General features: G+C 55.8%; 8 protein-coding genes and 1 pseudogene. 3 read left to right on the top strand and 6 right to left on the bottom strand.

Annotation, left to right across the window (positions count from 1 at the left end; all coding sequences use genetic code 11):
* Positions 1 to 131: 131 nt before the first annotated feature.
* On the top strand, positions 132 to 1,532 hold the full coding sequence (gene sthA / locus Q3H59_RS00880; protein WP_101760632.1) for a Si-specific NAD(P)(+) transhydrogenase: 1,401 nt from the start codon (positions 132 to 134) through the stop codon (positions 1,530 to 1,532).
* Here the strand turns inward: sthA and oxyR are convergent.
* The 5 genes from oxyR to argC all read right to left on the bottom strand — a co-directional run bounded on the left by oxyR (position 1,515) and on the right by argC (position 7,248).
* On the bottom strand, positions 1,515 to 2,432 hold the full coding sequence (oxyR, locus tag Q3H59_RS00875) for a DNA-binding transcriptional regulator OxyR (protein WP_008109652.1): 918 nt from the start codon (positions 2,430 to 2,432) through the stop codon (positions 1,515 to 1,517). The two genes, sthA and oxyR, sit on opposite strands and share 18 nt — an antisense overlap.
* Before the next feature lie 341 nt (positions 2,433 to 2,773).
* Entirely contained in the window at positions 2,774 to 4,147 is a 1,374-nt protein-coding gene (argH, locus tag Q3H59_RS00870; RefSeq protein ID WP_101760728.1) for an argininosuccinate lyase, read from the bottom strand.
* 75 nt (positions 4,148 to 4,222) lie between these two features.
* Positions 4,223 to 5,440 carry an argininosuccinate synthase gene (locus tag Q3H59_RS00865; RefSeq protein WP_101760634.1) on the bottom strand — a complete coding sequence of 406 codons (1,218 nt, stop codon included), beginning with the start codon at positions 5,438 to 5,440 and terminating at the stop codon, positions 4,223 to 4,225.
* 14 nt (positions 5,441 to 5,454) lie between these two features.
* Positions 5,455 to 6,228: an acetylglutamate kinase gene (argB, locus tag Q3H59_RS00860; RefSeq protein WP_007885411.1), complete on the bottom strand. Its 774-nt coding sequence runs from the start codon at positions 6,226 to 6,228 to the stop codon at positions 5,455 to 5,457.
* Positions 6,229 to 6,243: 15 nt separating this feature from the next.
* A complete protein-coding gene (argC, locus tag Q3H59_RS00855) occupies positions 6,244 to 7,248 on the bottom strand; it encodes an N-acetyl-gamma-glutamyl-phosphate reductase (RefSeq protein WP_110868176.1) in 1,005 nt (334 codons plus the stop codon).
* A 169-nt stretch (positions 7,249 to 7,417) separates the two neighbouring features.
* Here argC and argE point away from each other — a divergent pair, with 169 nt between their 5' ends.
* Positions 7,418 to 8,566, top strand: coding sequence for an acetylornithine deacetylase (gene argE, locus Q3H59_RS00850; RefSeq protein ID WP_101760637.1), 1,149 nt, complete (start codon positions 7,418 to 7,420; stop codon positions 8,564 to 8,566).
* A gap of 247 nt (positions 8,567 to 8,813) precedes the next feature.
* Positions 8,814 to 11,466: pseudogene (gene ppc, locus Q3H59_RS00845) on the top strand (phosphoenolpyruvate carboxylase).
* A gap of 125 nt (positions 11,467 to 11,591) precedes the next feature.
* On the opposite strand, the gene metF reads toward ppc, so the two are convergent.
* Positions 11,592 to 12,488, bottom strand: coding sequence for a methylenetetrahydrofolate reductase (metF, locus tag Q3H59_RS00840; protein WP_110868177.1), 897 nt, complete (start codon positions 12,486 to 12,488; stop codon positions 11,592 to 11,594).
* Positions 12,489 to 12,631 lie beyond the last annotated feature (143 nt).

The raw sequence follows: 12,631 nt of genomic DNA, 5'->3' as shown, positions 1-12,631 counted from the left end.
AACTTTGTGAACGCCTGTGAACCTCACGCTTTGTCAAACTTCAGCAATTTACGCTGTTAGAATTCAGATGTGCGCGGCGAGATGTTAGAATCTCGTTGTAAAAATGTGATAAAAAAATAGGACGTACTGGTATGCAAAAGTCTTACGATTACGATGCCATTGTGATTGGCTCCGGTCCGGGCGGCGAAGGTGCGGCGATGGGGCTGGTGAAGCAGGGAGCGCGTATTGCAGTGATCGAACGCTACCACAACATCGGCGGCGGTTGTACACACTGGGGAACCATCCCTTCCAAAGCCCTGCGTCACGCTGTTAGCCGTATCATCGAGTTCAATCAAAACCCACTTTACAGCGATCACACTCGCCTCCTGCGCTCCTCATTCGCCGACATTCTCAACCACACCGAGAACGTGATCAGTCAGCAAACCGCGATGCGTCAGGGCTTCTACGAGCGCAACCGCTGTGAACTTTATCAGGGCGATGCCCGATTTGTTGATGCCAACACCATCGAAGTGGAACAACCCGACGGCACCCGCGAGCGATTAACCGCGGCGAAATTCGTGATCGCCTGCGGTTCTCGCCCGTATCATCCCGCGGATGTCGATTTCACCCATCCGCGCGTTTACGATTCCGACTCCATCCTCAACCTGCATCATGAACCTGGCCACGTCATCATTTATGGCGCCGGCGTAATTGGCTGTGAATATGCCTCGATTTTCCGCGGCCTGAACGTCAAGGTTGACCTGATCAACACCCGCGACCGTCTGCTGGCATTCCTCGATCAAGAGATGTCAGATTCCCTCTCCTATCACTTCTGGAACAGCGGCGTGGTGATTCGTCACAACGAAGAGTTCGAGAAGATTGAAGGCGTTGATGACGGGGTGATAATTCACCTTAAATCGGGCAAGAAAGTGAAAGCCGATTGCCTGCTGTACGCAAACGGTCGAACCGGTAACACCGATTCACTGGCGCTGGAAAACGTCGGACTGGAAGCGGATGGTCGTGGCCTGCTGAAGGTGAACAGCATGTATCAAACTGCGCTGCCGCATATTTACGCGGTTGGCGACGTGATTGGTTATCCAAGCCTGGCTTCTGCTGCTTACGATCAGGGCCGCATTGCCGCGCAGGCGATCATCAAAGGTGAAGCCACCGCGCATCTGATCGAAGATATTCCAACCGGGATTTACACCATTCCGGAGATCAGCTCAGTGGGTAAAACCGAACAGCAGCTGACGGCGATGAAAGTGCCGTATGAAGTGGGTCGTGCGCAGTTTAAACATCTGGCGCGTGCGCAGATTGTTGGCATGCACGTCGGCAGCCTGAAGATTCTGTTCCACCGCGAAACCAAAGAGATTTTAGGGATTCACTGCTTTGGCGAGCGTGCTGCGGAGATCATTCACATCGGCCAGGCCATCATGGAACAGAAGAACGGCGGCAACACGATCGAGTACTTCGTGAATACCACCTTCAACTATCCCACCATGGCCGAAGCCTATCGCGTGGCAGCGTTAAACGGCTTAAACCGCCTGTTTTAACGAGGTATCCAGATAACCCTTCATGTGGGTTTTGATTGCTTCTGCCAACTGCTCATAGCGGCTGCGCAGAGGCGATCCTGGACGATAGACCAACGCGATGGTGCGCTGCGGCACCGGCTTGTAGCACGGTAAATAGCAGACGCCATCACGTTCGCGTTCATTCGGCACGGACAGCGCAGGTAACAAGGTAATGCCGCTACCGGCGGCAACCATGTTGCGCAGCGTTTCCAGACTGGTGGCGCGGAAATGCGTATCTTCATCGGCCCCGGCTTCGAAGCAGAAGCCCATCGCCTGATCGCGCAGGCAGTGCCCATCTTCCAGCATCAGTAATTTCTCACCGGCCAGATCCGACATCGGCACGCGATCGCGATCGCGCCACGGATGATCGGCATACACCGCCAGCGTCATTGGCTCATCAAACAGCGGCACTTCAATAAAGGCTTCACTCTCTTTCACCAATGCCACGATGGCGCAATCCAGCTTGCCGCTGTCGAGCTGTGCCAGCAGTTGCTGCGTCTGCGCTTCATGCAGGTACATTTCGAGTTTGGGGAAGGTTTTGTGCAGCATCGGAATGATGTGCGGCAGCAGATACGGCCCGGTGGTTGGAATCAAACCAATGTGCAGCGGTCCAGACATCGCTTCGCCTTGCTGGCTCGCCATCTCCTTCAGCACTTTCACTTCGCGCAGCACGGTTCGCGCTTGATCCACCAGCAACAGTCCAGCCTGAGTAAACAACACCTTACGGCTGGTTCGCTCCAGCAGCATCACGCCAAGTTCATCTTCCAGCTTACGAATCTGTCCACTTAAGGTAGGTTGGCTGACATGACATGCGTCAGCTGCACGCCGGAAATGGCGATGCTCCGCAAGTGAAACCAGGTATTCGAGATCACGAATATTCATTGAAATCCTCCAAACCACGATAGCCCGTGGCGATAGATAGAATAGCAATGAACGATTGGCCCTATCAAGGCGTGAGCGGGAATAATGCGCGCATCAAATGATCTGGAGCAGAACCTGCAAACTGCTTAAAACCAATCACTGTGCTGGCCGGGAGTGGCCTGCCCTTGATGATGTGCCTATAACAAAATGTAATTCCGAAGCTAGAGGTTGGCGGGCTACCGAAAAGGTGCCCGCTTTTTTTTGCTTGTCGCTCGCCTGCTGGATATCAACAGAGCGCGATAAATCGCGCCGCTACGCATTCATGCGTATACCGCAGCGGCGCAATCTAATGCGCATAGCTTTTAACCCAAGCGCTTCTGCGCTTCGCTGATGGCGAAGGCGACCTGTTGAGGAGCGACACCACCTTGCGCATTACGCTTATCCAGGCAGGATTGCAGCGACAGAATTGGATACACGTCATCCTCAATCACCGCGCTGAACTGCTTCAACTGCGCCAGAGTGAGCGCTTCCAGCGCCACGCCTTGCTTGATCGCTTCCACCACGGTTTCACCCACAATGTGGTGGGCTTCGCGGAACGGAACGCCTTTTGCCACCAGATAATCGGCCAGCTCGGTCGAGTTGGCGTAGCCCTGCTCAGCGGCTTCCTGGCAACGCGGACGTTTTACCTGAATGCCGTCCAGCACCAGCACCGACATATGCAGGCAGTCGAGCCAGGTATCCAGCGCATCGAACAGCCCTTCTTTGTCTTCCTGCATATCTTTGTTGTACGCCAGCGGCAGGCCTTTCAGCGTCATCATCATGCCGGTCAGCGCACCTTGCACACGGCCACATTTGCCACGGATCAGCTCCAGCGCATCCGGGTTTTTCTTCTGCGGCATCAACGACGATCCGGAAGTGACTTTATCCGACAGCTCAAGGAAGCCCGCTTCACCGGTGTTGAAGAAGATCAGGTCTTCAGCAAAGCGCGACAGATGCACCATGCCAATCGAGGCGTCTGACAGCAGCTCGAGCACGTGATCACGATCGGAAACGGTATCGAGGCTGTTACGCGTGGCAGAGGCAAAACCTAACCAGCCGGCCAGCTGCTGACGATCGATCTCGTAGGCGGTACCCGCCAGCGCGCCGCAACCCAGCGGACTGACATCCATACGCTTCAGTGCATCCTGCAGACGGCTCTCGTCACGCGCCAGCATCTCAACGTACGCCAGGCACCAATGCGCGAACGTCACCGGTTGCGCACGCTGCAGGTGCGTGTAACCCGGCATCACCGCGTCCTGATTGGCTTGTGCCGTGGCGACCAGCGCCGATTGCAGCTCACGCGTCGCCTCCAGCAGCACGGCAACCTGCTCTTTGCACCACAGTTTCAGATCGGTCGCGACCTGATCGTTACGGCTACGGCCGGTGTGCAATTTCTTGCCCAGCGCGCCGACTTTGTCGATCAGCTTGCCTTCCACCCAGCTGTGAATATCTTCCGCATCGCTTTGCAGAATCTGCTCAGGATTGGCGCGTACCTCAGCCAGCAGTTCATTCAACGCGCTTTCCAGCTGTTGCTGCTCTTCATTGGTCAGCACGTTGACCGTCACCAGCGCTTTTGACCAGGCAATCGAGCCGGTAATGTCCTGCTCGGCCAGGCGATAGTCAAAACGCAGCGAGTCGTTGAACTGTTTGAACCGTTGGTCTGCTGCCTGCGAAAAACGTCCGCCCCAAAGTGCCATCTGCATTACTCCTGAATCTGTTATAGAAAAGGCGGCCCGAAGCCGCCCTTGCAAAATATGTCGATTGCCGCGGTATTACTTCTTCTGCTCGTTCAGCGCGCGAATGCGTGAAGAGAGTGAGAACAAGCGGATAAAGCCGCCCGCGTGACGGTGATCGTAAACTTCGTCTTCGCCAAAGGTGGCGAACTCTTCTGAGTACAGGCTGTTAGCAGAGGTTTTCTGAATCGCCGTGGCCTGGCCTTTATACAGCTGCAGTACCACTTCGCCATTCACCTCTTCTGCCAATGATTCAGCAGCGGCCTGGATAGATTTACGCAGCGGCGCGAACCAGCGACCATCGTAAACCACGTAAGACATTTCATGGCCCAGCTGCTCACGCCATTTGAAGCTATCGCGATCCAGCACCAGCTGTTCAACCGCACGCAGCGCGTTAACCATGATGGTGCCGCCTGGAGTTTCGTAGCAGCCGCGGGACTTGATGCCTACCAGACGGTTTTCCACGATGTCGATACGGCCGACGCCGTGTTTCGCACCCAGCACGTTGAGTTTTTCCAGGCACTGGAACGGGCTCAGCGTCTCGCCGTTCACCGCCACCACGCGACCTTTCTCCACGGTGACCGTGACATTTTCTGGCTGATCGGGCGCTTCCAGCGGATCAACGGTCCACACCCAGCAATCTTTGTTCGGTGCATTGGCTGGGCTTTCCAGCACGCCGCCTTCGGTAGAGATGTGCCATGCGTTCTCATCACGGCTGTAGATTTTTTCGAGTGACGCGGTGGTCGGGATATTGCGCTCTTTCAGGTAATCCAGCAGCGCTTCACGTGAACGCAGGTCCCACTCACGCCATGGCGCAACCACTTTCAGTTGTGGCGCCAGCGCGGTGTAGGTGGTTTCGAAACGCACCTGATCGTTACCTTTACCGGTTGCGCCGTGGCACAGCGCATCTGCGCCCACTTTCAGCGCCAGCTCAACCTGGGCTTTAGCGATAATCGGACGCGCCATAGACGTACCCAGCAGATAAGTGCCTTCGTACAGGGCGCCAGTCTGCAGAACCGGATACACGTATTCACTGATGAACGCTTCACGCAGGTCAACCACGTGGCACTCAGACGCACCTGACTGCAGCGCTTTCTTCTCAACGCCTTCCAGATCGGCTGGATCCTGGCCAATGTTCGCCACGAACGCCACCACTTCACAGCCGCCATAGTTCTCTTTCAACCATGGAATGATGGCTGAAGTATCCAGACCGCCGGAGTAGGCCAGAACGATTTTTTTGATGTTTTGCGTGCTCATGTCTTAATCCTTGATTATGCGAGAATCCGGGTGCCAATCGACACGCCGTTGAAAAGGGTTGGCAGTTGTTCAGCATGACGCCAGCTGGCGATATCGACCGGGCGACCGAGCGTGCGGGCGGCATCAAGCGCCGCGTTCACTTTCACGATCATGCCATCGGTGATGATGCCCTGCGCAATCAGCTGCTCCGCTTTCGCGGCGGTCATCTCTTCGATGCGCTGACCTTTGCCGTCGAGAATACCGCTGACATCAGACAACAGCACCAAATCGGCACCGATGGTCGCAGCCAGCGCGGTTGCCGCCTGGTCGGCGTTGACGTTCATCAACTCACCGCCGTCGGTGATGCCAATCGAGCTGATCACCGGCATGTAGCCCGCCGCCAGCAGCGTGTTCACCAGCGCCGGATTGCCCGGCGTCGCGTTGCCAACGTGTCCCAGCTCTTCATCGAACTGCGCCACGTTGACCAGACCGGCATCGCCGAGGCACAAACCCACCGCGCCGATGCCATATTTCTTCGCCCACGCCAGCAGCGTTTTGTTGGCTGTACCGGCTAACGCACCGGTAATAATGTCAATCTGATCGGCTGGCGTCACGCGCAAACCGTTCTTCTTTTTCACCGGCAGCGCGAGCTTCTTCATCAGCTCGTCCACCACGCAACCACCGCCGTGCACAATGATCAGCGGACGCTGATGTTCATTGCGGTACGCCAGCAGGGCATCAAACAGACGGGCCAGCGCTTCTTCGCTATCCAGCAGCACGCCACCCAGTTTAATGATTAATGGATTCATTGCGTTATCCGTTCGTTAAATCAGAGACAGCGTTTCGGGGAAGCCGAAACGAATGTTCAAACACTGAACCGCCTGCGATGAGGCGCCTTTCAGCAGGTTATCTTCGGCAGCCACCACAATCAGGTGCTCGCCTTGCATGGCGAAGCCGATGTCGCAGAACGGCAAACCGACCACCGCTTTCAGCGCCGGTACGCCTTTGTCATAGACGCGCACCAGCGGTTTGTCGTGGTAAGCGTTATGGAAGGCATCCGCCACATCCTGCTGCGTCACGCCCGCTTTCAGGCGGCAAGTGGTGGTCGATAAAATCCCGCGTGGGAAGCTGCCCAGATGTGGCGTGAAGATCACCGGCGTACCGAGATGCGCCACAATTTCCGGGTGATGACGATGATTAAACAGGCCGTACGGCTGCAAGCTCACTTCACAGAAGCTGGTGCCAACGTTGGCTTTGCGCCCTGCGCCGCTCACGCCGCTGGTGGCATTGATTACCGGCCACTGTGCATCGTTAAGCAGACCCGCTGCGATCAGCGGTTTCAGCGAAAGCTGGGCTGCGGTTGGGTAGCAACCCGGCACCGCAACCAGCTCCGCATCTTTAATTTTGTCGTGCTGCCATTCGGCCAGGCCGTAAACCGCCTTGTCCAGCCAATCCTGATGCTGATGGCTGAAACCGTAATATTGCGTATAGAACGCATCGTCGTTTACGCGGAACGCGCCGGAGAGATCAAACACCACGCAACCGGCTTTGAGGAATTCGGGTGCCAGATCGTGGCTGACTTCATGGGCGGTGGCGAGGAACACCACATCCACTTTGTCGGCCCATTCAGCGGCATCGCTCAGCGGCTGCAGCGGCAAATCGACAATGCCTTTGAGCTGCGGATGCAAATCCGACAATAACTTTCCAGCATCCGGGCTTTGCGCTGAAACCGCCAAAGCGGTTATGTTCATATGCGGATGGCGATTCAGGTAGGTGGCAAGCTCTACGCCAGCGTAACCACTGGCACCAACGATCAGCGTATTCAACATCAGGCTGTATACCTTATTACAGTCACACGTATCGGGTCGCGGCCTTGCCCCGTTGCCCAGAATGCCGTTTGCAGAAGATTTGATGCTTCACATGCAAGCGACGTTATTGTATTTTTATTCACTATTAATGCATGAATATTGATACATCCTAACCCAAGGACCGTCAACAGTGAAGACAAAATTACCACCTTTTATCGAACTCTACCGCCAGTTGATTGCCACGCCATCAATCAGCGCAACCGATAGCGCACTGGATCAGAGTAATGAAACTTTAATCAATTTGCTGGCCGGCTGGTTCCGCGATATTGGCTTCAGTGTCGAAGTGCAGCCGGTGCCTGGCACGCGGCATAAATTCAACATGCTGGCGCGCAGCGGATTGGGCGCAGGCGGCTTGTTATTGGCGGGTCATACCGACACTGTGCCTTACGATGATGGCCGCTGGACGCGCGATCCGTTCACGCTGACCGAACACGACAACAAGCTGTACGGCCTCGGCACCGCCGACATGAAAGGCTTCTTCGCCTTTATTCTGGACGCGCTGCGTGACGTTGACGTGACCAAACTCAGCAAGCCGCTCTACGTCCTCGCCACCGCCGACGAAGAGACCACCATGGCGGGCGCGAAGTATTTCTCTGAATCCACCCAATTGCGTCCGGATTGCGCCATCATCGGCGAGCCCACCTCACTTAAGCCGGTGCGCGCGCATAAAGGTCATCTGTCGAATGTGATTCGTATTCAGGGGCAATCAGGCCACTCCAGCGATCCGTCACGCGGCGTTAACGCCATTGAACTGATGCATGAATCCATTACCCAGCTGATGCAGCTGCGTAACACGCTGAAAGAGCGTTACAACCACGATGGTTTTGCCATTCCTTATCCAACCATGAACTTTGGTCATATTCATGGTGGCGACGCGGCCAACCGCATCTGCGCCTGCTGTGAATTGCACATGGATATTCGTCCGCTGCCGGGCTTAACCCTGAGCGATTTGGATGGTCTGCTGAATGACGCGCTGGCGCCGGTAAGTGCGCGCTGGCCGGGACGTCTCACCGTAGGCGAGCTGCATCCGCCGATTCCAGGCTACGAATGTCCGGCCGATCATGAGCTGGTGCAAGTGGTGGAGAAGCTGCTGGGCGTGCCAACCGAAGTGGTGAACTATTGCACTGAAGCGCCTTTTATCCAGCAGTTGTGCCCAACGCTGGTATTAGGCCCGGGATCGATCAATCAAGCCCATCAACCTGATGAGTTTATTGATACCGCATTTATCAAGCCGACTCATGCGCTTATCACCCAAGTCGTACAGCATTTTTGTCATTGATGAACAACAAATGGGGCATTTCACTGTTAAATCAGCAAATTGCCCCGTCATTGTTCGGGATTTGATAATAAGAATAACTTATCTCGCTTCGCTGCAAGCAAATTCTTTGAATTTCCGCCATTTAGCAGCACATTTACGTAGATTTAAGGCAATTGACGCGCAGGAAGATACGTGGCTAGATAAAAGACGATGTTATGCCCGTTGGGCGTAAGAGTATTAAAAAAGACGATAAGGGTGTCAGGGTCCAATGAACGAACAATATTCCGCAATGCGAAGTAATGTCAGTATGCTCGGCAAACTGCTCGGGGATACGATTAAGGATGCACTAGGAGAGAACATCCTCGACCAGGTGGAGACCATCCGTAAACTCTCTAAGTCATCCCGCGCGGGAAATGACACTCATCGTCAGGAACTGCTGACCACGCTGCAAAATCTGTCGAACGACGAGCTGCTGCCGGTGGCGCGCGCGTTTAGCCAGTTCCTTAATCTCACCAACGTCGCTGAACAGTATCAAACCATTTCGCGTAGCGGCGATGGCGCGAACCATCCTGAACTGCTGAAAAAGACTTTCGCACGTCTGAAACAGCAAGGCGATATCAGCGAAGCGGCGATCCGCCAGTCGATTGAAGAGCTGTCGCTGGAGCTGGTGCTGACTGCGCACCCCACCGAAATTACCCGCCGCACGCTGATCCATATGCTGGGCGAAGTGAACAGCTGTTTGCAGCAACTCGATCATAGCGATATCTCTGACTACGAACGTACCCAGGTGATGCGCCGTCTGCGCCAGCTGGTGGCACAAGCGTGGCATACCGACGAAATCCGCAAATATCGTCCAACGCCGATCGATGAAGCCAAATGGGGCTTTGCCGTGGTGGAAAACAGCCTGTGGCAAGGCGTGCCAGCCTTCCTGCGTGAGCTGAATGAGCAAGTGGAAGAGACTTTTGGCATTAAGCTGCCGGTCGATTTCGTGCCGATTAAATTTACCTCGTGGATGGGCGGCGACCGTGACGGCAACCCGAACGTCACCGCACCGATTACCCGCCACGCGATGCAGCTGAGCCGCTGGAAGGCCGCGGACCTGTTCCTGCGCGATATCGGCGTGCTGATTTCCGAGCTGTCGATGTCCGAATGCAGCGACGAAGTGCGCGAGCTGTGCGGCGATGCGGAAGCGCTGGAGCCGTACCGCATGGTGCTGAAGCGCCTTCGCGGCCAGCTGATGACCACGCAGGCTTATCTTGGCCGTCGTCTTAAAGGCGAGCGCCTGCCGCGTCCGGCCGATTTGCTGGTCTCTAACGATCAGCTGTGGGATCCGCTGTTCGCTATCTATCAATCTCTGCAGCAGTGCGGCATGGGCATCATCGCCAATGGTCAGCTGCTGGACACGCTGCGCCGCGTGAAGTGTTTCGGCGTGCCGCTGGTGCGCATTGATATCCGTCAGGAGAGCACCCGCCATACCCAGGCGATTGCCGAAGTAACGCGTTATCTCGGCCTCGGTGATTACGAAAGCTGGTCAGAAGCGGATAAACAAGCCTTCCTGATTCGCGAACTGAATTCCAAGCGTCCGCTGTTGCCGCATCAGTGGGAACCGGGCGATGAGACGCGCGAAGTGCTGGATACCTGCAAAGTGGTGGCCGAAGCGCCACAGGGTTCAATTGCTTCCTACGTGATCTCCATGGCGAAAACGCCGTCGGACGTGCTGGCCGTGCATCTGCTGCTGAAAGAAGCCGGCATTCCTTACGCCATGCCGGTTGCGCCGCCTGTTTGAAACCCTTGATGACCTGAACAATGCCAACGACGTGATGACACAGTTGCTGAACATCGACTGGTATCGCGGCTTTATCAATGGCAAACAGATGGTGATGATTGGCTATTCCGACTCGGCGAAAGATGCCGGCGTGATGGCCGCCAGCTGGGCGCAATATCAGGCGCAGGACGCACTGATCAAAACCTGTGAAAGCGCGGGCATCACGCTGACGCTGTTCCACGGACGCGGCGGCTCAATCGGTCGTGGCGGCGCGCCAGCCCATGCGGCGCTGTTGTCACAACCGCCGGGCAGCCTGAAAGGTGGCCTGCGCGTGACCGAACAGGGCGAGATGATTCGCTTCAAATACGGTTTGCCCGAAGTCACTATCGCCAGCCTGTCGCTGTATACCGGTGCGATTCTGGAAGCCAACCTGCTGCCACCGCCGGAACCCAAGCGCGAATGGCAGGAGATCATGAATGGTCTGTCGGCGCACTCCTGCGCGATGTATCGCGGCTATGTGCGTGAGAATCCGGACTTCGTGCCCTATTTCCGCTCAGCCACGCCAGAGCAGGAGCTGGGCAAATTGCCGCTGGGTTCACGTCCGGCTAAACGTCGCCCAACCGGCGGTGTGGAATCGCTGCGTGCCATTCCGTGGATCTTCGCCTGGACGCAGAACCGCCTGATGCTGCCAGCCTGGCTGGGCGCGGGTGCCGCGTTGCAGAAAGCGATGGATGAAGGTCATCAGGATGAGCTGGAGAACATGTGCCGCGAGTGGCCATTCTTCGCCACACGTCTTGGCATGCTGGAGATGGTGTTCTCGAAAGCCGATTTGTGGCTGGCGGAGTACTACGATCAGCGTCTGGTGGATAAATCACTGTGGTCGCTCGGCAAGCAGCTGCGCGATCAGCTGGATGCGGATATCAAAGCGGTGTTGACCATCGCTAACGATGCCCATCTGATGGCTGACCAACCGTGGATTGCTGAGTCCATCGCGCTGCGTAACGTTTATACCGATCCACTGAACGTGTTGCAGGCTGAACTGCTGCATCGTTCACGTGCGCAGGAAGAGCGCGGTGATGAGCCAGATGCGCGTGTAGAACAAGCGCTGATGGTGACGATCGCGGGTGTTGCAGCGGGTATGCGTAATACCGGTTAATTTTTCCCCTCACCCTAACCCTCTCCCGCTGGCGGGAGAGGGAACCAATCAAGCACAGGTGTTTCAACATTGCTCCACCTAACCCTTCCCTCGCCCGCTGGCGGGAGAGGGACAGGGTGAGGGCATTAACCTCCCATCGCCGGACGCACACCCAGCGTGTGGCAAATGGCGTAACTCAACTCGGCGCGGTTCAGCGTATAGAAATGAAAATCCTTCACCCCTTCCCGCGACAGGATTTTCACCATGTCCATGGCGACGCTGGCACCGACCATTTTGCGCGTCTCCGGATCGTTATCCAGACCTTCAAACATTGCACTCATCCATCCCGGCACCCGCACATTGGTCATGGTGGCGAAGCGTTGTAGCTGTTTAAAGTTAGAGACCGGCAAAATACCCGGCACGATCTCCACGTCGATACCGGTTGCGACACAGCGATCGCGGAAGCGCAGGTAGCTTTCAACATCGAAGAAGAACTGCGTGATGGCGCGGTTAGCACCGGCATCAATTTTGCGTTTCAGGTTAATCAAATCGGCCTGCGCGCTTTTCGCTTCGGGATGCACTTCCGGATAGGCCGCCACCGAGATGTCAAAATCGCCAACGTCTTTCAGCAGCGCCACCAAATCCGAACCGTACATCTCCGGCTTGCCGCTGCCTGGCGGTAAATCACCGCGCAGTGCCACGATATGACGAATGCCGCTATCCCAGTAATCACGCGCGATGCCGCGCAACTCATCACGCGTAGCATCGATACAGGTCAGATGCGGTGCGGCTTCCAGACCAGTACGATCTTTGATGCCTTTGATGATGCTATGTGTACGATCGCGCTCGCCCGAGTTGGCACCGTAGGTGACGGAGACGAATTTCGGCTTCAGGCTGCTCAGTCGATCGATTGAGCTCCACAGGGTTTCTTCCATTTCGCTGGTACGTGGCGGGAAAAATTCGAAAGAGACATTAATTTGCCCGTTCAGCTCAGCCAGGCTCTGGTTCAACGCTTCGCGTTGATTGGCGTGAAAGAAACTCATCCTAATTACCTCGTCATCACACATCGATTATTTTGCGGCCTTCGAACATCCATACGTTTAGACGTCCAGATGCACAAAATGAACGATTCCCACGTTAGCGTCAACTGAAAATTAATGAACAGGCGTGACAAATCTTCACTCAA

Origin of the sequence: Pantoea sp. SORGH_AS_0659, from assembly GCF_031453915.1 — a bacterium.
In the GTDB taxonomy this organism is placed as follows: Bacteria; Pseudomonadota; Gammaproteobacteria; order Enterobacterales; family Enterobacteriaceae; genus Pantoea; species Pantoea leporis.
This window is presented reverse-complemented; position numbering and strand designations above follow the sequence as displayed.

What these genes read in the sequence shown, in the direction of transcription:
- sthA (WP_101760632.1), top strand. Translation starts at nt 132, where the DNA reads ATGCAAAAGTCTTACGATTACGATGCCATTGTGATTGGCTCCGGTCCG.
- Q3H59_RS00865 (WP_101760634.1), bottom strand. Translation starts at nt 5,440, where the DNA reads ATGAGCACGCAAAACATCAAAAAAATCGTTCTGGCCTACTCCGGCGGT.
- argB (WP_007885411.1), bottom strand. Translation starts at nt 6,228, where the DNA reads ATGAATCCATTAATCATTAAACTGGGTGGCGTGCTGCTGGATAGCGAA.
- oxyR (WP_008109652.1), bottom strand. Translation starts at nt 2,432, where the DNA reads ATGAATATTCGTGATCTCGAATACCTGGTTTCACTTGCGGAGCATCGC.
- argC (WP_110868176.1), bottom strand. Translation starts at nt 7,248, where the DNA reads ATGTTGAATACGCTGATCGTTGGTGCCAGTGGTTACGCTGGCGTAGAG.
- metF (WP_110868177.1), bottom strand. Translation starts at nt 12,488, where the DNA reads ATGAGTTTCTTTCACGCCAATCAACGCGAAGCGTTGAACCAGAGCCTG.
- argH (WP_101760728.1), bottom strand. Translation starts at nt 4,147, where the DNA reads ATGGCACTTTGGGGCGGACGTTTTTCGCAGGCAGCAGACCAACGGTTC.